The organism is Bacillus rhizoplanae (genome assembly GCF_917563915.1).
Lineage (GTDB): Bacteria > Bacillota > Bacilli > Bacillales > Bacillaceae_G > Bacillus_A > Bacillus_A rhizoplanae.
In genome coordinates, this window is sequence record NZ_CAKJTI010000021.1 from 1 (window position 1) to 21,778 (window position 21,778).

At 36.2% G+C, this 21,778-nt stretch carries 18 protein-coding genes and 2 pseudogenes; 13 read left to right on the plus strand and 7 right to left on the minus strand.

Annotated elements, in window-relative coordinates:
* Nucleotides 1-88: 88 nt before the first annotated feature.
* Nucleotides 89-586: a CcdC protein domain-containing protein gene (locus LRP84_RS16330; protein WP_302850614.1), complete on the minus strand. Its 498-nt coding sequence runs from the start codon at nucleotides 584-586 to the stop codon at nucleotides 89-91.
* Between the two features lie 179 nt (nucleotides 587-765).
* Between LRP84_RS16330 and LRP84_RS16335 the strand changes: the two genes are divergently transcribed.
* The 5 genes from LRP84_RS16335 to ppsA all read left to right on the plus strand — a co-directional run bounded on the left by LRP84_RS16335 (nucleotide 766) and on the right by ppsA (nucleotide 7,907).
* Nucleotides 766-1,254 carry a GyrI-like domain-containing protein gene (locus LRP84_RS16335; RefSeq protein ID WP_230576051.1) on the plus strand — a complete coding sequence of 163 codons (489 nt, stop codon included), beginning with the start codon at nucleotides 766-768 and terminating at the stop codon, nucleotides 1,252-1,254.
* Between the two features lie 712 nt (nucleotides 1,255-1,966).
* Entirely contained in the window at nucleotides 1,967-3,412 is a 1,446-nt protein-coding gene (locus LRP84_RS16340; protein ID WP_230576052.1) for an o-succinylbenzoate--CoA ligase, read from the plus strand.
* A complete protein-coding gene (gene menC / locus LRP84_RS16345; protein WP_230576053.1) occupies nucleotides 3,413-4,519 on the plus strand; it encodes an o-succinylbenzoate synthase in 1,107 nt (368 codons plus the stop codon).
* Nucleotides 4,520-4,523: 4 nt separating this feature from the next.
* Nucleotides 4,524-4,826: a nucleotidyltransferase family protein gene (locus LRP84_RS16350; protein ID WP_230576054.1), complete on the plus strand. Its 303-nt coding sequence runs from the start codon at nucleotides 4,524-4,526 to the stop codon at nucleotides 4,824-4,826.
* 465 nt (nucleotides 4,827-5,291) lie between these two features.
* The gene (gene ppsA / locus LRP84_RS16355; RefSeq protein WP_230576055.1) at nucleotides 5,292-7,907 is read left to right on the plus strand and encodes a phosphoenolpyruvate synthase; all 2,616 of its coding nucleotides are present in this window, start codon (nucleotides 5,292-5,294) and stop codon (nucleotides 7,905-7,907) included.
* Between the two features lie 259 nt (nucleotides 7,908-8,166).
* On the opposite strand, the gene LRP84_RS22505 is transcribed toward ppsA, so the two are convergent.
* Together LRP84_RS22505 and LRP84_RS16360 are read right to left on the minus strand one after the other, a co-directional pair.
* Nucleotides 8,167-8,295, minus strand: a complete 129-nt coding sequence (locus LRP84_RS22505) for a hypothetical protein (protein ID WP_302850615.1) — start codon at nucleotides 8,293-8,295, stop codon at nucleotides 8,167-8,169.
* 209 nt (nucleotides 8,296-8,504) lie between these two features.
* Nucleotides 8,505-9,410: a DMT family transporter gene (locus tag LRP84_RS16360; RefSeq protein WP_230576056.1), complete on the minus strand. Its 906-nt coding sequence runs from the start codon at nucleotides 9,408-9,410 to the stop codon at nucleotides 8,505-8,507.
* A 110-nt stretch (nucleotides 9,411-9,520) separates the two neighbouring features.
* On the opposite strand from LRP84_RS16360, the gene pdxR reads away from it, so the two are divergent.
* The 5 genes and pseudogenes from pdxR to LRP84_RS16385 all read left to right on the plus strand — a co-directional run bounded on the left by pdxR (nucleotide 9,521) and on the right by LRP84_RS16385 (nucleotide 13,482).
* Nucleotides 9,521-10,912 (plus strand): MocR-like pyridoxine biosynthesis transcription factor PdxR, encoded by a 1,392-nt coding sequence (gene pdxR / locus LRP84_RS16365; protein ID WP_230576107.1) that lies wholly within the window; start codon nucleotides 9,521-9,523, stop codon nucleotides 10,910-10,912.
* A gap of 344 nt (nucleotides 10,913-11,256) precedes the next feature.
* Nucleotides 11,257-11,481: pseudogene (locus tag LRP84_RS16370) on the plus strand (ATP-binding protein); the annotation flags it as partial.
* Between the two features lie 158 nt (nucleotides 11,482-11,639).
* Entirely contained in the window at nucleotides 11,640-11,843 is a 204-nt protein-coding gene (locus LRP84_RS16375) for a hypothetical protein (RefSeq protein ID WP_230576057.1), read from the plus strand.
* 378 nt (nucleotides 11,844-12,221) lie between these two features.
* Nucleotides 12,222-12,764, plus strand: a complete 543-nt coding sequence (locus tag LRP84_RS16380; protein WP_230576058.1) for a DUF1003 domain-containing protein — start codon at nucleotides 12,222-12,224, stop codon at nucleotides 12,762-12,764.
* Between the two features lie 523 nt (nucleotides 12,765-13,287).
* Nucleotides 13,288-13,482: a YjcZ family sporulation protein gene (locus tag LRP84_RS16385; RefSeq protein WP_230576059.1), complete on the plus strand. Its 195-nt coding sequence runs from the start codon at nucleotides 13,288-13,290 to the stop codon at nucleotides 13,480-13,482.
* A 52-nt stretch (nucleotides 13,483-13,534) separates the two neighbouring features.
* Here the strand turns inward: LRP84_RS16385 and LRP84_RS16390 are convergent, their stop codons facing one another.
* The 4 genes from LRP84_RS16390 to LRP84_RS16405 all read right to left on the minus strand — a co-directional run bounded on the left by LRP84_RS16390 (nucleotide 13,535) and on the right by LRP84_RS16405 (nucleotide 18,206).
* Complete coding sequence (locus LRP84_RS16390; RefSeq protein WP_230576060.1) at nucleotides 13,535-15,517, minus strand: FtsX-like permease family protein; 1,983 nt, start codon at nucleotides 15,515-15,517, stop codon at nucleotides 13,535-13,537.
* The gene (locus LRP84_RS16395) at nucleotides 15,514-16,266 is read right to left on the minus strand and encodes an ABC transporter ATP-binding protein (RefSeq protein ID WP_230576061.1); all 753 of its coding nucleotides are present in this window, start codon (nucleotides 16,264-16,266) and stop codon (nucleotides 15,514-15,516) included. The genes LRP84_RS16390 and LRP84_RS16395 overlap by 4 nt, the downstream gene beginning before the upstream one ends.
* A 230-nt stretch (nucleotides 16,267-16,496) precedes the next feature.
* A complete protein-coding gene (locus LRP84_RS16400) occupies nucleotides 16,497-17,507 on the minus strand; it encodes a sensor histidine kinase (RefSeq protein ID WP_230576062.1) in 1,011 nt (336 codons plus the stop codon).
* 3 nt (nucleotides 17,508-17,510) lie between these two features.
* Entirely contained in the window at nucleotides 17,511-18,206 is a 696-nt protein-coding gene (locus LRP84_RS16405; protein WP_098306516.1) for a response regulator transcription factor, read from the minus strand.
* Nucleotides 18,207-18,323: 117 nt separating this feature from the next.
* Between LRP84_RS16405 and LRP84_RS16410 the strand changes: the two are divergent.
* From LRP84_RS16410 to LRP84_RS16420, 3 genes and pseudogenes are all read left to right on the plus strand, one after another.
* Nucleotides 18,324-18,638: pseudogene (locus LRP84_RS16410) on the plus strand (SdpI family protein); the annotation flags it as partial.
* Between the two features lie 390 nt (nucleotides 18,639-19,028).
* Nucleotides 19,029-19,799 (plus strand): ABC transporter ATP-binding protein, encoded by a 771-nt coding sequence (locus LRP84_RS16415; RefSeq protein WP_230576063.1) that lies wholly within the window; start codon nucleotides 19,029-19,031, stop codon nucleotides 19,797-19,799.
* Nucleotides 19,786-21,732: an ABC transporter permease gene (locus LRP84_RS16420; protein WP_230576064.1), complete on the plus strand. Its 1,947-nt coding sequence runs from the start codon at nucleotides 19,786-19,788 to the stop codon at nucleotides 21,730-21,732. The genes LRP84_RS16415 and LRP84_RS16420 overlap by 14 nt, the downstream gene beginning before the upstream one ends.
* Nucleotides 21,733-21,778: the final 46 nt, after the last annotated feature.

Genomic DNA, 21,778 nt, shown 5'->3' on the forward strand with positions numbered 1-21,778 from the left:
CTTTTGTTAACATAAAATCAATGTATCACAAAACCTTTAAAAGTTCCTTCAGAAGAACTGAAGGAACTTTCCATTCACATAATCAATGTTATCGGAAGTCAATGTTGTCGTTAGTTCGGATTCGACTTTTGTATAGTTGACGAAATTTGATGAAAGAAATAATCCTCCAAGGTAAGATATATCCCAGCGCTACAGTCATAAATAGTGCTACTTCTGTTTCTGGACCTAGCCACTTTAAATAATCACGAAGTAAAAATCGGACAATAAATACGATGAGAAAGGTAATGATAAAGCTCTTATTTCTTACAGCATAAATATGCTGATCGGATCGGAGTTCATAGTTAGTGGTCCCAATAAGTGGAATTGACAAAAGGAACCCAAAGATAGCTGCACAAATCCATTCCCAGGCAGCGGCATGTACATTTGGATTCAGGATTATGAAAAGACTAGGTAATAGTAGAAATAATATGGGTAAGAGAAGACGGATTCCGTTTCCTTTAATCGGACAATACATTGCCCTAGTTCTACGCCATAAGACCAACGCAGCAATTATGATCACAATAGAGTAAAACGAAGAAGAATTCATAATCTCACCTCTATACATAGGGTATTTCAATTATTTATATGGGAATTACAGATGGTTGAGTACTAGTATTCGTTTTAATTGGAAAAATATAAAACTACTTTATGAATATCATATATAGGATTTCGGATTTAAACTAAAGTGATTCATGTTGAATATGAATTAGGAGAGGAAATAAAAGAATGGAACCTAAAATAGTAAGCATTCCAGCAAAAAAAATTGTTGGGATTAAGAGAGAAACAACCTTTGCAACAGATCCCGAAGTCACAAGAGAAATATGGAAAACATTTATGCCATTAAGAAGCTGTATTCCTCATAGAAGTAACTCTTGTTTCCTTTCTGTAAAGGTGTTGCATACGCCTTTAAATATGAATGATATAAACTATGCTTATAAAAAGTGGGCTGCTGTTGAAGTTGAAGATTTTGAAACAGAGACTTTTTCGGAATTGTCCACGCATACCTTAACAGGCGGCTTATATGCTGTTTTTATCCATCAAGGAACGGCATCTGATATGAGCACTTTCCAGTATATTTTTCAAGAATGGTTACCAAATTCCAATTATAGTTTAGACGTAAGGGAACATTTTGAAGTTATGGATGATCATTATCGTCCGGACGATGTAAACGCAAAAGAAGAGGTATGGATACCAATTATAAGTACCGCGAAATAGATGATTAAAATGAAAACATGTACGCAAATAGAACTGATAAAGAGATAGGTGAGGGATAACTGCCCGTAAAAGCCCGATTGGTTCAACTAACCATCAGTGGGGGATGAAAAAAACCCCCACTGATGGAAGTTTGACTTTATTTCATGAATAGAAATCATTTTAAAATTTGCTTTTTTAATCTAAGTACAAAAAGAACCTCAAAAAGGTTCTTTTTGTCGGGCATAAAATAAAAAGGGGAGGGAGCTTACAATCACACAATGTCGGTATTGGAGTTTGAAAATTCAGTCTATTATAGGAGCAACATTCCCAACATCTATATGATTATTATTTATAATAACAGTAAAATTTAAAAAAATCAACAAAAAAACTGAATTTTTTTCTTTTTTCGACAATTTTATACATGTATTCCGCATTAACGGTCAGTAAGACCCCAATCTCAAGATTGAGAGATAAGCTAAGAAGCTATGTGGGGGATGAAGAAAACCCTCACTGATGGAAGTTTCACTTTATGTACTGAGCGATTGTTTGCTATTCAAGAACATAATACAGAATAATTTGTTGCAGTATATGAAACAGACAAAGAGTTACTATTTGATATAAAAGCAAGAGATAGATAAGATGGAAATAAAGCAACACTAGTTACAAGCAAAGAAATAGGTCAGAAGTAAAAGAAGCTATGTTAGTCTTCTATTCTGTGAAAGGAGAATATGATATGGAGAGAATGCCCAATTGGCTTATGCAAAGAGCTTTTTTAACACCGGAGCGCACTGCGATTGAAACGAAAGAAAGTACATATACGTTTGTACAACTTCATGAGAAAGTTCTTTCACTTTGTGAGCATCTTGCTTATTTACAACTGCAAAAAGGTACAAAAGTGGCTGTTCTGATGAAAAATAGTATGGAGATGGTCATAACGATTCATGCCCTTTCTTATATGGGGGCAGTAGCTGTCTTGCTGAATACACGTCTTTCAAGAGAAGAGCTACTTTGGCAAATGGAGGATGCAGAAGTTTCTTGTTTGCTTACGGATGAAGAGTTTGAGGCAGAGCAAGTGCCCGTATACTTGTTTACAGAAGTTGCCGCGTTGCCAAAACAAACAGCAACTGTGCAGAATGAGTTTGTTTTAGAAGATACAATGACAATTATTTATACGTCAGGTACAACAGGAAGGCCAAAAGGCGTTATGCTTACGTACGGGAATCATTGGTGGAGTGCAGTTGGTTCTTCTTTGAATTTAGGACTTCGTGAGGATGATTGCTGGTTAGCGTGTTTGCCGTGTTTCCATGTAGGCGGGTTATCGCTTTTAATGAAGAATATTATGTACGGTATGAGGGTGTTACTTGTTCCGAAGTATGATCCGGATTTTATTCATGAAGCGCTGCAAACGAGAGGCGTAACGATGATTTCAGTCGTATCTAAAATGCTGACGGATTTATTAGAAAGGTTGCAAGAAGATACTTATCCAACGTCTCTTCGCTGCGTATTACTTGGCGGAGGACCAGCTCCAAGGCCGTTGTTAGAAACGTGCGTTGCAAAAGGAATTCCAGTGTATCAGACGTACGGTATGACAGAAACATCTTCGCAAATTTGCACATTAGCTGCTGATTATATGTTAACGAAAGTTGGTTCGGCCGGAAAACCATTGTTTCCATGTCAGCTTCACATTGAACAAGATGGAAGAGAAGCTGGGGTAGGAACTGCCGGGGAAATTGTTGTGAAGGGGCCAAATGTAACGGGTGGTTATTTTAAGCGTGAAGAGGCGACGAGAGAGAGTATTCAAGACGGATGGCTGCATACTGGAGATATTGGCTATTTAGATGAAGATGGCTTTCTTTATGTGTTAGATCGCCGCAGTGATTTAATTATTTCAGGCGGAGAGAACATATATCCAGCGCAAATTGAGGAAGTCTTGCTTGCGCATCCGGCTGTTTCGGAAGCGGGAGTAGTTGGAGCAAATGATGAAAGATGGGGACAAGTTCCTGTCGCATTCGTCGTGAAATCAGAAGAGGTAACAGCGGAAGAACTACTCGCTTTTTGTGAAGATAAACTAGCGCGGTATAAAGTGCCAAAAGCGATTTATTTTCTTTCTGAGTTGCCGCGCAATGCTTCAAAAAAATTATTGCGCCGTGAACTGCGGCAGCTGGCGGAGGAAATGTAAATGCGTATTACAAAGGCAATACTTTACGTAACAGAAATGCCACTCGTTATTCCATTTGCTGCAAGTTACGGGACGTATGAAAAACGTGAAAGTATTGTAATTGAATTAATAGATGAAGAAGGACGAAGCGGATGGGGAGAAGTGGTTGCTTTTTCTGAGCCGTGGTATACAGAAGAAACAGTTGTAACAGCATTTCATATGCTGCAAGATTTTTTGTTGCCAGTGTTATTTGAACAGAAGCTTTCGCACCCTGTCGATGTCGCATCTCTTTTTCAACATATAAAACGTAATAATATGGCGAAAGCAGGCATAGAAGGCGCATTATGGGATTTATATGCAAAGCGTGAGAATCAATCGCTTGCTACGTTACTTGGCGGTGTAAAACGAGAGATTGAAGTTGGTGTTGTCATTGGCCTTGATACAGTTTCAAATATGTTAAAACGTATTGAAATGTATGCGGAAGAAGGATATAAACGTTTTAAAGTGAAAATCAAACCAGATAATGATTATGCGTTGCTTCATGAAATACGAAGAGCGTTTCCTACTATTCCATTAATGGTAGATGCGAATTCTGCGTATGCGTTAGATGATATGAAGCAGTTACAGCGATTGGATGAGTTTGATTTAATGATGATCGAACAGCCGTTAGCAGATAACGACTTTCTTGACCATGCCCGTTTGCAAAAGCAAATGGAAACACCAATTTGTTTAGATGAAAGCATTCATTGCTTAGAAGATGCAAGGGTAGCAATTACACTTGGTAGTTGCCGCGTTATTAATATAAAACCTGGACGAGTTGGCGGATTAACAGAGTCGATTCGGATTCACGATTATTGTCAGCAGCATGGTATTCCAGTTTGGTGCGGAGGTATGGTAGAAATGGGGATTTCCCGTGCACAAAATATTGCACTCGCATCGCTGTCTAACTTTACAATTCCTGGTGATATTTCAGCTTCGAACAGGCATTGGAAGCAAGATATTATCTCACCGGAAGTAACGCTGCAAAACGGAAAAATTGTTATTCCGCAGCAAGCAGGGTTTGGTTATGGCATAAACCGGGCAAGACTAGAAGAGATAACGAAACAATGCATTGTATGTGAGAGGTGAACATATGCAAAAGTATGAAAAGGAGCTGCGTCATATACAAACGCGTTTATTAGACACACCGTTTGTGAAAGTGGCGTACATCTTCGGATCTCATGCAAGAAAAGAAGCAACATCTTCTTCAGATTATGATATAGCAATTGAGACAACACATATTTCAGTAGGTGAGTTTCAATGGCTTTGGTTTCAATTGATGGAAGAGCTGGACGGGACAGGTAAAGTGGATGCGGTTCATTTGAATACATTGTCTAATAGCGAACTGAAGTGTCATATTTTACGAGAAGGAAAGTTGTTTGCGCAGCGTATATAAAGCATTAGACTAAGCATAAAGTGAAACTTCCATCAGTGGGGGGCTTCATCCCTCACTGATGGTTAGTTGAACCAATCGGGCTTTTACTGCCCGTTAATGCGGGATAAAGATTTTGAAAGAGAAAAAGGCTCTCCTTCGTACGTAAAGGATGAGCCTTTTGATTTACTTTTGTCGCTTTTAAATAAAGTCACGGTGTTTATAAAAAAGACGCGATGTTTTGAATAAAGTCGCGACGTTTATAAAAAAGTTGATTTTAACCATATTCATTGTGGGTTAAAAGGCATATGAGCTACTTTCGAGTGGATGAACCGAGGCATCAGTTTACTACTGTATGGTAAGGTTTAGCTATTTTTTGAACTCTTCCTAATTTAATTATAGCATTTAAAAAATGGTTAATATAGACTTTTTATTCTCATTTACTACTGCTAAAATCAATAGAACATTAATGGTTAGGGGAGATGTAGAATGAGTTCTTTGGTTCTCGGTTTTCAGGAGATAGAAAAAACACAGCTTTTGCTCGTTGGCGGAAAAGGGTTAAATTTAGGGGAATTATCAAAAATTCAAGGAATACAAGTACCAGAAGGATTTTGTATTACAACAGTAGGATATCAAAAAGCCATCGAACAAAACGAAACGTTTCAAGCATTGTTGGATCAAATAACAATGCTAAAAGTAGAGGATCGAGATCAAATTGGTGAAATCAGCAAGAAGATTCGACAAATTATTATGGAAGTAGAAATTCCTTCCGATGTTGTAAAAGCAGTTGCTGACTATCTCTCCCAGTTTGGCGATGAAAATGCTTATGCAGTGCGTTCTAGTGCGACCGCTGAGGATTTGCCACATGCCTCTTTTGCTGGTCAACAAGACACCTATTTAAATATCATCGGAAAAGAAGCCATCTTGCAGCATATCAGAAAATGTTGGGCTTCTCTATTTACGGATCGAGCGGTAATATACCGAATACAAAATAGATTTGACCACAGACAAGTTTATTTATCCGTTATCGTTCAAAGGATGGTTTTCCCACAGGCTTCAGGGATTCTATTTACCGCTGATCCGATTACCTCTAACCGAAAGTTACTATCAATCGATGCCAGTTTTGGGCTTGGAGAAGCACTGGTCTCTGGCTTGGTATCTCCCGATTGTTATAAAGTACAGGAAGATAAAATCGTCGATAAGATGATAGCAACCAAAAAATTGGCTATCTATGCACTAAAAGAAGGCGGAACAGAGACACAGCAAATTGATCCTGATCAGCAAAAGACTCAAACACTTACTGAACAACAAATATTACAACTAGCACGCATAGGAAGACAGATCGAAGCTTATTTTGGTTGCCCACAAGATATCGAATGGTGTTTGGTTGATGATACATTTTATATTGTCCAGAGTCGTCCAATCACTACTTTATACCCCATCCCTGAAGTGAATGATCAAGAAAATCACGTCTATGTATCTGTTGGTCATCAACAAATGATGACCGACCCCTTGAAACCATTGGGAATGTCTTTATTCCAGTTAACATCTTTCGGACCCAGGTTTAAAGCTGGTGGAAGGTTGTTTGTTGATGTCACACATCAACTGGCTTCACCTGACAGCAGAAAAATGTTATTAGATGCCATGGGACAACACGATCCGCTCATGAAAGACGCACTTATAACCATAATAGAGCGAAGAGATTTCATAAAATCGTTAACAAATGATAAGCAAGAACAGAGTTCCGGTAAAAGCAATAAAAGTGTGTCGTCTGCGAATTCTCAAGCACAAATCGAAAACGACCCGACAATCGTTTCTGATTTGATTAAGCGCAGTCAAACATCCATAGAGGAGCTAAAACAAAACATCCAAACGAAATCAGGATCAGATTTAATTGATTTTATTCTAGAAGATATCCAGCAATTAAAGAAGATTTTATTTGACCCACAAAGTTCAGCTGTATTTATGGCTGCTATAAATGCTTCATCATGGATTAATGAAAAAATGAACAAGTGGTTAGGTGAAAAAAACGCAGCAGACACGCTTTCTCAATCTGTACCAAATAATATTACTTCGGAAATGGGTCTGGCGCTATTGGATGTCGCAGATGTGATTCGTCCTTATCCAGAAGTAATTGATTATTTACAACATGTAAAAGATGATAACTTTTTGGATGAACTGGTTAAGTTTGATGGTGGACAGGAAACCCAAGACGCTATCTATACTTATCTCAGCAAATACGGAATGCGATGTAGCGGAGAAATCGATATTACTACAACCCGTTGGAGCGAAAAACCAACTACACTCATCCCCGTGATTCTCGGTAACATCAAAAACTTTGAGCCTAATGCTAGCAATCGGAAATTTGAGCAAGGGCGACAGGAAGCTTTGAAAAAAGAACAAGAGTTATTAGATCGATTGAAGCAATTACCGGATGGTGAACAAAAAGCCAAAGAAACAAAACGAATGATCGACCTAATCCGGAATTTCATCGGTTATCGGGAATATCCAAAATACGGCATGGTTAATCGCTACTTCGTTTATAAGCAGGCTTTACTGAAAGAAGCCGAACAACTCGCGCAAGCCAATGTTATTCATGAAAAAGAAGACATATACTATCTTACTTTTGAAGAACTTCACGAAGTCGTACGCACAAATAAACTAGATTACCAGATCATCAGCAAACGAAAAGACGAGTACAAATTATATGAAAAACTAACTCCCCCACGTGTTATCACGTCTGATGGTGAAATCATTGCAGGTGAGTACAAACGAGAAAATCTCCCAGCCGAAGCTATTGTAGGTCTACCTGTTTCTTCCGGAGTTATAGAGGGACGCGCTCGTGTCATCTTAAACATGGAAGATGCTGATTTAGAAGATGGAGATATATTAGTCACCTCCTTTACTGACCCTAGCTGGACACCATTGTTTGTATCCATAAAAGGCCTAGTCACCGAAGTTGGTGGACTGATGACCCATGGAGCAGTTATCGCACGTGAATATGGCTTACCAGCAGTTGTCGGAGTGGAAAATGCTACCAAACTGATAAAAGATGGGCAACGAATTCGCGTGCATGGAACAGAAGGATATATCGAAATATTTTAATTTTTGAATACCTCCAGATTTAATTAGTAGCACCGCTCCAGTGGATACCAGAGCGGTGTCTCACAATCTTTCCATTGGGACAAAAAGTTGAAGCCAACTTTATCGGTGGTGCATACTTGAAAATGATAGTTACCGATCCAACTCCACTCAATACATCAATATGGCCGACTTTCCAAATGTGGAGATCGGCTTTTTAATATTATAATTTCCTTAACGTTGTAAATCCGCATTTTCTTGACGCTACCCCATGCCCATCAAGCTAAGGTTGGTTACTTTTTCGTTTTACAAAACCTGTCTCTTGTGCAAGTTGTTGAAGAATATGTGGAGATAGATATCGCTGTAATTCTTCAGCGAACAAATAAAACTCATCTTGAATCGATAGATTCATACAAAAACGCCATCCTTTCTGTATATTTCTACAAAAAGAATAACGCTTTCTATGAATTATGGATATAAATTCCTCTTAGGTTGATAGTAATGTATGGTGACCCCCTATAGTCTATATTCCATTTGTTTAAGTGTTCATGCATTCTTGGTCAACAACCTGAGAACCAAATAAATGAGCTCTATTTTCAAGTTCACAAGACTTATTCCTTCTTAATTAGCTCTTTTTAGAGGTAATTTCGCATTTTGCTTCCGAGTTCCAAACCCTAATGCGATGGCAGCGCCAATACAGCTAGAAAAGCAACCAGCAAACAAATACAATGATGGATCTGACTCACCGATTAAAACGGAAGCTATTCCTCCAATTACCGGGAAAAGTGCAACCATATAGCCACTTTGAGCTCCTCCAATTTTTTCTACAAGCTTCAAATAGAATAACCATGCTACAAATGAAGCAACCAGAGTTAAATATAGCAACACAGATAAGTATGAAAACGATGTTGGAAATATAAATTCTTGTCCTTGAAATAATACAATTACTCCCATCAATATACTGCCCACTGTAAATCCAATGGCATTTGCGTAGATAGGATTCACCTTGTGACTTGCATTTCGTGCTGAGCTGGCATCACCTACTGCTGTAAGAAGCGTACCTAAGATCGCAACCATAATTCCTTTTATGTCATTGGACCCTTGAAAGCTGTTCAAATTTGGATAGATGAGAATACATACGCCTAATACGCCCAAAATTCCCCCAAACAAAACGCGTGAATGTAACTTTTCTTTTAAAAAAATCCGGAGAGTAATCGGGGTCAAAATCACCTTTAATGAAAAAACCAATGTTACGATTGCTGCAGAACTCAAAATTGTGGCGTAATAAAGGCATAAGTAGCTTAATGCAAAGTTACATACACCAAAAACTATTACAAATGGGATATCTTTTCTTGTTGGCCTCCCTCTTGGTTGAAGGAACCAAACAAGAATCAAAAATAAAAAGGCTGTCATAACTAAACGATAAGTTAAGGATAATTCCAAGCTGACAGGAGTTCCTTGAATTTTTACTGCTATAAAGTTGAGTCCCCATACAATCAAACAAAATATGTACATAAATATTGTCATAAGTTATCTCCCTGATCAAAATTTTTTCTAAATTCATTATTCATTTATACTGTCATTTCTAAAAGGTACAGTTTACAATAAACACAAATGACAGATGAGGTATTTCAATGATGGATGAACTAATATTTAATATCAATCGAGAAAGTAACACTCCTATGTACCAACAAGTTTATCAATACATACGTACTCAGATTTTATCTGGTAAATTAGAAAGGAATACAAAGTTGCCATCGATTAGACAACTTGCTCTCCAATTAGAGGTCAGCAGAAACACAACTCAGGTAGCCTATGAACAATTGCAATCGGAAGGATATATTCGAAGTGAGAACAAAAAGGGATTTTTTGTAGAGGCAACTATATCGGATGAGACGCTTAATTATGAACCCATTAGAGAACAGCATCATGAAAAAAATCAAACTGACATAAAAATTATTGACTTTAAGATTGGGACAGTGGATCAAGAGAACTTCCCTTTGAAAAAATGGAGAATGCTTACAAACAAAATCGTTAAAGACTCTAGCATGTTTTCATACGGAGAAAAACAAGGCGATATTAAATTAAGAAAGGTACTAGCAGATTACTTGTTTCAATCAAGAGGGGTTAATACTTCTGCTGAACAGATTATTATTGGCAGTAGCACACAACACTTGTTATTACTTTTGTCGCTGTTGCTAAAGCAAGACTATCATTATCTGGCAGTAGAAGACCCTGGATATAATGTGGCAAGGGAACTATTTGCTCTTCAGTCATTTATCATTGATCCGATCCCGGTAAAAGAACAAGGCATCCAAGTCGATCGCCTTTTAAAGTCGCCTTCTAGACTTTTATATGTCACTCCTACTCACCACTTTCCATATGGAGTAACTATCCCCGTCAATGAAAGATTAAAGTTAATTCAATGGGCAAAAAGGGTGGAAGGATATATTATTGAGGATGATTACGATAGTGAATTTCGATACATCCATCAACCTATACCGTCTCTTCAAAGTTTAGATTCTAATGATAGGGTGGTTTATTTAGGAACTTTTTCAAAAGCACTGCTACCTTCTATCCGTGTCAGTTATATGGTTTTGCCTAGGAGGCTAGTAAGTGAATATAAAAAGATACTCCCTTTGCTTGAGCAAACATCCTCATCTATTCATCAGAGAACACTGGCGACCTTTATGAATGAAGGATATTGGTACTCACACTTAAGGAAGATGAAAGCTTTGTATAAACGTAAAATGAATCTATTGAATAGGGAATTACTAAAACACTTTAAGAATTATGTTGAAATAAAAGGTGGTAGCTCCGGAATTTTCGTTATTATTGAAGTTAAAAAAAAAATGAGTGAAGAAATGCTAATTGAAAGGGCATATGAACACGGAATTGCAGTTTATCCTTGCTCAAAATATTTCTCGAAATATATACCACAATATCCGCATATTCAACTTGGATTGGGTAATTTATGTGAAGAAAAGATAATAAAAGGAGTATCTCAACTAGCAAAAATTTGGTTGTAATCTTGATTTTTTCCCTAAAAAAGTTTTTTCGTTTTTCCTATTAGGGGTAGCACCACCTCGCTATCAAGCTAAGATTTTAAAGTACCCCCTAAACGAAAATTTTGTGTTTTTTATAGCACCGAAGTTCATTTTTATCGTTTTGGGGCAACCTGTTCTGTTAGGTTGATAGGCATGTGACGCTACCCCTGTTTTGAAAAAAGTTTAATCGTTTATAAAAATGATGAGCCGAAATTTTTTTGTGATTTCAGTTTTTTATTGAACAGACAGAGTGGTTTAGGAGGATAAAGTTTTTATTGTATAGAACTTCAATATTTAAAAAGGTGGCAAAGGGGAATTACACTTATATGAAAAGGTTAGTGATTATTACAGTAGGTAAAACCCATAGCGGGAAGACCACATTTGCAAGAGCTTTGGAAAAAGAGTTAAATAACTCTTCTGTGATGGATCAAGATAACCACGCTGAATTTATAAACACTTTCTATAAGAACCTACAACCCAAATAGGGACCTAATACTCTTAAGCACGCCCTTTCAAAGCTACAACTTTCGATAATCGTGCGCTATGTAAAACATATATGCATATGATATACAAAAGGGATTTCATTTTTCAAATGAGGATATCTTAGTAAAAGAGGAAAATATTATAAAAGGTGTGAATTGAGCTGTTTTGGATACAGTAACATTGATATTTGTTCATTTGAATTTCATGATAAAGGAGAATTTTAATAATGAACAAAGATAATATGTCGTTTAAAGAACCACAGCAAGCAGATTTTACGGAAGCCCCCCAATATAAAGAAAAAGTACCTTGGAAATTAGGTAGACATCTAAAAGATAAGCATATAGAGCAGTTAAGTGCATTAATAACAGATTATCATCAATATATGTTTCATTTATTGAATGATAAGGGGACTTATGTAAAGAAGGATTGAATTATATAAGCTATCGATGACTTGGATTATGTGAATGAAATGTTATTCATATAAAGTGGAACTTCCATCAGTGGGGTTCTTACTGCCCGTTAATGTCGGATAAATTTTTTATAAAAATATAAGATAACAAAGTGTATTTTCTCCATAAGTGCATAGTCATAAAAAATAAGATAGCATATAATGATAAAGGGTTTTAAGAAAAAAAGTGAGGTGGAACTGTTTTATGAGTAATCCGAGTATAGGAGAGTCGGACATAGCACCGACGTCAGAGGAAGTCATACAACTGAATATCCGAAGCGGGTTACTGCGTAAAAATAGTTACCGCTTCATATAAACTTTGGAAAGATGACTTCCTCTATAAGAGAGGAGGTTTGTACAATGGTACAAAAATTCTGGAAGCAAATTAAAGGACAAAAAGAAGAAACTACGAAAATCCAAGGTTTTGATATTGACTTAAACCAAGAAAGTTTAACACGTATTGATCGACTTGTAGATCGCTACGAGTCAGAAATACTTCACCAACTTGATAGTGAATACACACAACGAACAAAGTGGGCAGACCGAATAGCTGATAAAATTGCTCAGTTTGGAGGTAGTTGGCGATTCATCATCTGGTTTGCATGTTTTCTTGTTGGATGGATTATTTGGAATAGCTTGTCTATAACAAAAGGAGCACACTTTGATGCTCAGCCATTCATTTTATTGAACTTATGTTTATCTTTTATAGCAGCATTTCAAGCTCCCGTTATTATGATGAGCCAAAACCGTCAAGCTGCACGTGACAAACATGAATCTGTTATTGACTTTGCGATCAATTACAAAGCAGAGCAAGAGATTGATAATATGCAAAGTCGCTTACACAATATAGAAAGCGAATTAGCGGAAATTAAAGAGCTGTTGAAACAATTAAAAACAGAATAAATATATTGCCTTTTAAAAGAGTAAAAGCTAATCATTTACAGGATGTAAGTAGATGATTAGCTTTTTTTATTTTATCCCGCTATTCGCGGGCAGTAAGCCCCCCACCTCAAGATTCAGAGAGAAGTGAAGAAGATAGGTGGGGGATAACTGCTGGCATGTGCCCGATTGGTTCAACTAACCATCAGTAGGGAAAAGCGCCCATTGATGGAAGTTTCACTTTATCCCGCTCTAATGGGCAGTATCTTTAGGTGCTTCACGATGAAAAACTGCCCATAAGAGCCCGATCGGTTCAACTAACCATCAGTAGGGAAAAGCGCCTACTGATGGAAGTTTCACTTTATCTGTTAATGTGTGAGTGATTATGAAATCAATCCTATTTGGGACATTATAACATGTAATATGAGGACAAGCCTGTTTTTGAAAAGAACAAGCTCTTATTCCCATTCGAAACATAGGATAAATGGAATCCACTTGAAAGGATCCCACAAATGAAAAGGATTTTTATTAAAGGAGGAAAAGAGCAATGAGTGAAAGTTGTGAACATGGGCATGGACATGGGCATCGTCATCACGGCAGTGGCTTTGCGCTTTTAATCGTATTGTTTATTTTATTAATCATCATTGGTGCTAGCTGCTTTGGCGGCTGCGGCGGTTTTGGTGGTGGCTACGGCGGCTTTGGTTATGGCGGTTATGGTGGTTATGGTGGTTTTGGCTGCTAATAAGTTAAAAACTATTGAAAATAGCCTTGTGCTCTGCACAAGGCTATTGTACTCACAGTTTAATATGTTGTGATAACTTTTGAATGTAAAATGAGCGAATTAGGAAAAAGAAAATGATTTCGACTATTCCAAAGAGGCTTAATACTAACATGGCTTCTTTTATTAAAGAGAAAGAGAGTGTACTTTGTATAAATTTAATTGCAAATAGTGTATGAATAGAAGCAATAGTATAAGGAACGAAAAATAGTATGGCTAATTGAATTGTTGCCGAACATATCATTTCAGACTTTGTTAATCCGATTTTTGTAATCGTCTTATATTTTTCTGCTTCTCTCGTTAAATCAGTATACATACGGAAGTACAGAACACTTCCTGCTCCGATAAAGAAAATAATTCCAAGAAATGTACCAGTGAAGAGGTAAGCAACATTCCATCGCTTCTCTGCATATAATTCATCGCTGGCAGTATAAATATGAAAGAAACTTTTCTGATCCTGCATCGTTTGCTGATGCGGATTTGGGAGTAAACTATGTGCATCGGCATCGGTCATACGCAATATGCGCTTTGTAAGCGGAAGCGTATTTTCCCAATTATCCACTTGGAAATTATAAAGTGTAATTGGTTCGAGGTGTGGAATTTCGTTGTTTACAGCCTCATCCGACAGTACGATAAGATATACCCAAGTATGTTGCGGTATAATTGGCTTGTTTGCTATTTCTTTTATACGAAATTGTTTTTTATTAGATTGTAACGTAATATTTTCTTGCTTAAGAAAAGGATTTGTTAACAATTCTAATGTTACAGGCGAATATTTTGGAATAACATATGTTTCGTTGTTAGCTAGTTGAATTTGAGAACGATTTAGAAATTTAGCAAGAATATTATAGTCGCTTTGTTTCATAATCCAAATATCTTCGTTGGCTGCCATATCTTTATATACAACTGATTTATGTTTTTGATATGTAAATTTGTCTTTCATTAATTCATTTTCTAGTGTTGTAATATGCTTCGTTTCAAATGGATTCCCTTCGTAAGATGCGTAAGTAAATGGAAAAGGAAATGTTTCAGTTATAGAAGCCTTTGTGTGTTTATTAAGGGTGTATAATGTTGTAATAATGGTAAAAGCAGTTGCAGATAACACTGTTACAATGAAAAGCATATTAATATTGACACGAACTCGTGATGCCAAATCTGATATCCAAAGCATATTTGTTTTTTTCATATAAAAGCGTCGTCTCTTTTTTAATATCCAAATGAACAGGAAGCTAGCTTGTGAGAATAGAAAGTATGTCCCAACTGTAACAAGAGGAATAATGGCTAAGATAATGAGTACACCAACTCCATTTGTTAAGCTTTCTGCTGTTATATAACTTTGTGGATAAGCCGCAAAAATATAACCTGAAAGTAAACACAGTAAACTAAAAATTGAAATGACAATGGAAGGCAGTTTCTCCTTCTTTGTACGAATTCCTCCTTTTAGAAGACGAGTTACTTTCCGTGTTTGAATTAAAGCAGGTGTAAAGACTGATACAATAATAAAAAGGATGAGAAATGTCGTTACAGTTGTCCAAATTGCTTCTGATGGCCAGTATAAATAAAGGCCGTTAACACCTGAAATCTTTGAGGTGATTAATAAGAAAAAGTTAGAAAACACAAGGCCAACTTGAATGCCTATAAAAATAGAAAGCAATCCAATCAGCATATTTTCTAAAAAAATAAGTCGTTTTAGTTGTTTGTTTGAAATACCTAAAATCGTTAAAATGCCAAACTGCTTATTACGTACTTTTAAAAACGCTCCGATGGAGTACAACAAAAAGAAAAAAGAAAACAGTACAATTACAACTTGGGTAAAGCCAACTAAATTCATAAGAGGTCCGGTATCTTTATAGTCTTGTATATTTTGCAGGCGTGGATGATACCGGTACACAGCAAATGAAAAGAAGACCGTAATGGAAAAAGAACTACTTAAAAAATAAGCAAAATAAGCTCTTGAATTACGGACGACATTTCTTAAAGCAAATTGCCAAAATTTCATCCACGTCTTCCTCCTAGCAATGCTAATACATCTAATATTTCTTGATAGAACTTTTCACGGTGGAGACCGCGGTGCAGTTCATTGTAAAGTTCACCATCTTTAATAAAAATGACGCGACTGCAATAACTAGCTGCAAATGGGTCATGTGTCACCATTAAAATAGTAGCTCGTTCCTCTTTATTTAACTTCGTAAATAACTCCATTACATCGATAGCTGCTTTAGAATCTAAGTTTCCTGTTGGTTCATCAGCAAGCAATAAAGATGGTTGATGAATAACAGCACGGGCTACTGCCGTACGCTGTGCTTGTCCTCCTGAAATTTCAAAAATTCGTTTATTTAAAATGTGATTGATTCCGAGTTTGTTTGAAATTGTATCTAGCTTTTCATCCATTTCAGAAAGTGGAACATTATCTAACGTTAATGGCAGAACGATGTTTTCGCCAATTGTTAACGTATCTAATAAATTAAAACTTTGAAACACAAATCCTAACTCTTGCCGGCGGAACACAGCTAATTTTTCATTGCGAAACGTATGCGGTTGTTTTCCATTAATAAAGACCTCTCCTGATGTAGGAGAATCAATTGTTGAAATGACATTTAATAAAGTTGACTTGCCGCTCCCTGATGGGCCCATAATGGCAACAAATTCGCCTTTATCCACGTGTAAATTAATATTTTTTAAAGCGGTATGAGGGACTTTTCCCTCATATACTTTCGATACATTTTTAATATGTAGTACTTCGTCCATATGTAAATCACCTTTCTAACTATGCTTATCTTTCATCCCGCTATTCGCGGGCAGTAAGACCCCCACCTCACTCAAGATGCAGAGAGAACTAAGAAGGTAGGTGGGGGATAACTGCCCGTAAAAGCCCGATTGGTTCAACTAACCATCAGTGGGGGACCACTGATGGAAGTTTTACTTTATTACAGTTTCATATGGCATATATAGTGAACGAATGAATGGGAAAAAGAGGATTATCCTTCATACTCTTCCGTTTTGTTCATTGCAACGTTATGGAAAATAATTTTGATACTTGTCCCTTTTCCAACTTCAGAGTCTAGTTTGACAGAATGACCTAAATAAGAACAAATTTTGCTAACAATATATAACCCCATACCAGTAGATTCTCCAAATGCTCGCCCATTTTTCCCAGTATAAAACGGTTCAAACACACGGCGAATATCTTCTTCCGGAATACCGACACCTTCATCCCGAACCTCAAAAACAATATCTTTTCCCCTTTGAAAAGCAGACAAGAATACTTTTTTTCCGCTTCCCGCTGAATAACGCACGGCATTTGTCATTAATTGATAAATAATAAATTTTAACCACTTTGCATCAGAAGTAACCATTAAATCAGAATGCACTTCTAGAACAGGAAAGACACCGCTTCTAATAAACAGTTCTTTTAAGTTGTTTATATTTTTCGTTACCGCATCTTTTAATGAAATGGTTTCCACGTGGAAATCTTCATGGAAGTTCGTTAACCGTGCCATATATAATGCCATATCCAGTCCTTGATTTAATCTCTCTAGCTCTTTTTTAAACTTCGGAATGAGGTGTTCGTCTTCCATTTCAAGCGCCATCAGCTGCATAACAGAAACGGGCGTTTTCATTTGATGAACCCATTGATTAATAAACATTTGATGTTCTTGCTGTTTGACTTCATATGTTTGCAATTCCTTCTGAAATAGACGATATTGTGTACGAACAAGTTCATTTACGCTATGTGGCATAGGGGCAGTTGCTCGTTCGATAAACGCATCTTCCATTTTTTCAGGTGGTTCACTTAGTCTTTTATACAACCTGCGATTCCGAACGTAGCGGTAAGCAAGAAAGCAGATGAATAGATACATACTTAACACAATAAAATAAAATTTATTGTGTTGAAATCCATCAACGGCATCATACAAAGCGAAGATGATGACAAAGTTTACAATATAAAGAAGTAAAAAACCAACATGATCACGTAAAAATAACTTCATGATTTATTCACTCCAAGTGGTGTTAAAGCGATAGCCTAAGCCGCGTACTGTTTCAATGGCATTTTCAATTCCAAGTTCAGTGAATTTTTTCCGAAGACGCGTAATATTTACGTTTAATGTATTCTCTTCAACAAAGCTTTCATCATCCCAAAGTGCAGATAATAAATCTTCTCGGTTTGCTGTACGAGGATATTTTGATAGGAGCATTTCTGCTAGAATTGCTTCTTTCTTTGTTAGTAATACTTGCTCATTTCTAAAATGAAGCTCTGGTCGTTCAGGATATAGTTTTAATCCTTCCACTTCAACAATACGTTCTGACATACTCGGTGCATAGTCACCGTAAATGCGGCGTAATTGCCCTTTAATTTTTGCCATTACTACATCATAGTGGAATGGCTTTGTAATATAATCATCCGCACCGCTTTCAATCGCCATAATTTGCTCCATTTCACCAGCGCGAGCTGAAATGAAAACAATTGGGCAAGTGGATTCATGACGAATTTGACGGCACCAGTAGAAACCATCGAATTTTGGTAAATTTACATCTAATAAAACAAGGTGTGGTTTTACATTGTTAAATGAAATCATAATATCATCAAAGTTATCAGCAACAATTGCTTCGTAACCGTATTTTTGAATGTGAGATTGTAGTAAAGATGAAATATTAGGATCGTCTTCTACAATTAAAATTTTGTACATATGGAAAATCCTCCTCTAACTTTGTGTATGTATAGTGTAACATGTGTTTTCTCAGTTTTCATTATGTCAGAAGAACCCACTACATTTTGTGGATATAATTGACAAATTATAAAAACCAATTTACGAATAAATCGTGTTTCAGAATTGATTGTTGGTATTTTATTTTTAGTGATTGGTAACTATTTACCTCAGTGTAAACCGAATTTCTTCGTTGGGATTCGTACTCCGTGGACATTAAGCAATGAAGAAGTATGGCGTAAAACCCATCGTTTTAGCGGAAAAGTATTTATTGTTTTAGGTATTATCATGTGTTTAAGCATTTTTGCTCCTGTTACTTGGAAATCGTATATTGTACTGACTACTGTTTTAGCTGGAGTAGTAATCACAATGCTATATTCTTATTTTGCTTATAAGAAAGAGATGAAAGTATGAAAAGAAGGTTCTTTTCTAAAGGAAAAATATTCATATTAATATATAGATAAAACATTATTGTGTAATAATTCTTTTAGGATAGGCTTATAATACAGCCCTTATATCAGCAATCTATTTATTATATATTATGAAAACGTTCAAAAAGAAAAAAGCCACTCTTCCAAATGGAAGAGTGGCTTTTTTCTAACATTACATAAATGTAATGTTCATGTAAGAGAAATAGATAGTGTGGCATTAGTGGCGGTGCTATAGTAACAAAGTACTTAAGAAAATCATTTTAATATAATTTTTATAGAAGATATTGTGACTTATATAACAATCATGTTTGTGTAAGGGGGTTCAATCGTGGCAACAGTAATGATGAGATAAGGTAAAGTGAGGGATATAGTAATGAAAACAGTGCTAGAAGCAAATAATATTAAAAAAATATATGACACCGGTGGAAATAAATACGAAGCGTTAAAAGGAATTAACTTACAAGTGAAAGAAGGCGAGTTCGTTGGAATTATGGGGCCGTCTGGATCGGGTAAAACAACGTTATTAAATGTTCTTTCTACAATTGATAACGCAACGAGCGGTGAAATTTTAATTGATGGAAATGATATTGTGAAAATGAATGATGATAAATTAGCATTATTCCGTCGCGATAACTTAGGCTTCATTTTCCAAGATTATAATTTATTAGATACGTTAACAGTGAAAGAAAATATTGCGCTTCCACTTGCGTTATCAAAAGTAAAAGCAGGTGAAATTGATCGCCGTGTTCTTGAAATCGCGAAAAAATTTGGTATTGATCATATTTTAGATCAATATCCATACCAAGTATCTGGCGGACAGAAGCAGCGCTGCGCAGCTTCTCGTGCTATTGTTACAAATCCAAGTATGATCTTTGGAGATGAGCCAACAGGGGCGTTAGATTCTAAGTCTGCAACTGACTTATTAGAGAGCTTGAAAGCATTAAATGAATATGATCAATCGACAATTTTAATGGTTACGCATGATGCATTTGCCGCAAGTTATTGTCAGCGCGTTATTTTCATTAAAGATGGTGAGTTATATAAAGAACTGCACAAAGGAGAATTAACGCGTAAGCAATTTTTCCAAGAAGTATTAGACGTAATGTCTATTATCTCTGGAGGTATAGTAGATGACGTTATCTAGTATTGCCTTTCGCAATATAAAGCGAAATTTTAAAGATTATGCTTTATATTTTATGTCGATGATTTTTAGTATCGTCATTTACTTTACCTTTGCAGCACTTCAATATAATACACAAATGGAAAAAGCGGCAGAAGGATCAAAGAAAATTAGCGGGGCATTCCAAGTCTCTAGTGTAATGCTCATTATTTTCGTAGCGGTATTTATTATTTATTCCAATAGCTTCTTTACACGTAAACGAAAAAAAGAAGTTGGGTTATATTCTTTATTAGGAATTCGGAAACGCCAAATTGGGAGAATGCTGTTTTATGAAAATATGTTAATGGGATTAATGTCCCTAGTCATTGGTATTGTAATTGGTAGCTTACTGTCTAAGCTATTTCTTGAATTACTAGTAAGCTTAATGGGGCTCGATTTACATGTTCATTTTGAAGTGCCATTAGCGGCGATTACGAATACGGCAGTTGTGTTCTTTGTTATTATTCTGTACACATCGCTGCAAGGATATCGTTTAATTTATCGATTTAAACTTATTGAGCTATTCCGCGCTGAGCGTGAAGGAGAACAAATGCCAAAAGGGTCTATTATTATGGCATTTATCGCTATATTCTTAATTGGTTCCGGATATTTCTTATCACTTATGTTTACGAAAGCTATTAAATACGCAGACTTCATGATGATTGCATTTTATATTCTACTTGCAACCGTACTTGGTACGTATTTATTATTTATGTTCTTTACAGTTGTCGTTTTAAAACGCGCAAGAAATAATAAATCATCCTTTTATAATGGAATGAATATGGTAACGACATCTCAGTTGTTATACCGCATTAAAGGAAATGCAAAATCGCTTGCAACCATTGCTATTTTAAGTGCAGTAACATTAACAGCTGTTGGTACATCTGTCACGATGTATTACAACACATTTATACAAGCGAAAGATTATACACCGTATAGCTTCTCTTATGAGAAAAAGGATGCGGCTTTAGAACAAAAAGTGAATGCAATCTTTGAGGAAGAGAAGAAGCATAATCCAATTAAAGAGCAGTTCGAAATTGAAATGGTGCCGGTGAAAGGGAAATTTGAAGGTGAAAAAGCTGATATAAGTATGAATGCTCATTATATGATGACAGAACAATATCAACTTGTGTCACAATCCGCCTTCAATACAATTGCGAACAAAATGGATGTGGATGCGGTAAGGTTAACTGCTGGAGAAGCATTCGTATTGGATGGTACGTATATTGAAGGACATGAGTTTAGTACTGTATATACAGGAAATAAAGCGGTATTTCCTCTTGGAAATGAAACGAAGGCATTAACAATTAAAGGTGTTGAAGGTCGTAATGTTACGAACTTAGGAGAATTAGTTGTTGTTGTTCCAGATGACGTATACGAGCAAACGAAAAAGGTAAATGGAACGAGAGTTGTTAAAAATATTAATGTGAAAAATGAGAAGAATAGTAAGGCATTAACGGAAAAATTAACAAAGATTATGCCGAGAGAGTCTGAACCTGCATCGTCATTTAGAGACTTCTATACAGGATTTAAAGGCGGAATGGAAGCAACTGGTATGATGATGTTCATTAGTATTTTTCTAGGATTGGTATTTTTACTTGCAACAGGTTCTATCATTTACTTTAAACAATTAACAGAAGCAAATGCAGACCGTGATCGCTATGTTGTTCTTCGTAAAATTGGGGTAACGAAGCAAGAGATGAAGAAAGCAATCGCAAAACAAATTCGCTTTATTTTTGCGATTCCATTAGTCATTGGAATTTTGCATAGCTTATTTGCGCTAAAAGGATTGGCTAACTTATTGCCATTTGAAATTTTAATTCCATTATTAATGAGCATTGGAGTATATAGTGTGATTTATATTGGATATTACTTCTTAACGGTTCGTTCTTATTTTAAGATTGTAAGCGGGAAGTAGTAGAAAAGCAGCTATTGGCATATGTCATAGCTGCTTTTTATTGTCG

Bases quoted from the DNA above. Each gene is read 5' to 3' on its own strand.
- LRP84_RS16390 (WP_230576060.1), bottom strand. From the start codon at position 15,517: ATGAAATTTTGGCAATTTGCTTTAAGAAATGTCGTCCGTAATTCAAGA.
- LRP84_RS16405 (WP_098306516.1), bottom strand. From the start codon at position 18,206: ATGTACAAAATTTTAATTGTAGAAGACGATCCTAATATTTCATCTTTA.
- menC (WP_230576053.1), top strand. From the start codon at position 3,413: ATGCGTATTACAAAGGCAATACTTTACGTAACAGAAATGCCACTCGTT.
- LRP84_RS16400 (WP_230576062.1), bottom strand. From the start codon at position 17,507: ATGAAGTTATTTTTACGTGATCATGTTGGTTTTTTACTTCTTTATATT.
- LRP84_RS16335 (WP_230576051.1), top strand. From the start codon at position 766: ATGGAACCTAAAATAGTAAGCATTCCAGCAAAAAAAATTGTTGGGATT.
- LRP84_RS16330 (WP_302850614.1), bottom strand. From the start codon at position 586: ATGAATTCTTCTTCGTTTTACTCTATTGTGATCATAATTGCTGCGTTG.
- LRP84_RS16385 (WP_230576059.1), top strand. From the start codon at position 13,288: ATGAGTGAAAGTTGTGAACATGGGCATGGACATGGGCATCGTCATCAC.
- LRP84_RS16380 (WP_230576058.1), top strand. From the start codon at position 12,222: ATGGTACAAAAATTCTGGAAGCAAATTAAAGGACAAAAAGAAGAAACT.
- ppsA (WP_230576055.1), top strand. From the start codon at position 5,292: ATGAGTTCTTTGGTTCTCGGTTTTCAGGAGATAGAAAAAACACAGCTT.
- LRP84_RS16415 (WP_230576063.1), top strand. From the start codon at position 19,029: ATGAAAACAGTGCTAGAAGCAAATAATATTAAAAAAATATATGACACC.
- LRP84_RS22505 (WP_302850615.1), bottom strand. From the start codon at position 8,295: ATGAATCTATCGATTCAAGATGAGTTTTATTTGTTCGCTGAAGAATTA.
- LRP84_RS16350 (WP_230576054.1), top strand. From the start codon at position 4,524: ATGCAAAAGTATGAAAAGGAGCTGCGTCATATACAAACGCGTTTATTA.
- pdxR (WP_230576107.1), top strand. From the start codon at position 9,521: ATGGATGAACTAATATTTAATATCAATCGAGAAAGTAACACTCCTATG.
- LRP84_RS16360 (WP_230576056.1), bottom strand. From the start codon at position 9,410: ATGACAATATTTATGTACATATTTTGTTTGATTGTATGGGGACTCAAC.
- LRP84_RS16420 (WP_230576064.1), top strand. From the start codon at position 19,786: ATGACGTTATCTAGTATTGCCTTTCGCAATATAAAGCGAAATTTTAAA.
- LRP84_RS16395 (WP_230576061.1), bottom strand. From the start codon at position 16,266: ATGGACGAAGTACTACATATTAAAAATGTATCGAAAGTATATGAGGGA.
- LRP84_RS16375 (WP_230576057.1), top strand. From the start codon at position 11,640: ATGAACAAAGATAATATGTCGTTTAAAGAACCACAGCAAGCAGATTTT.
- LRP84_RS16340 (WP_230576052.1), top strand. From the start codon at position 1,967: ATGGAGAGAATGCCCAATTGGCTTATGCAAAGAGCTTTTTTAACACCG.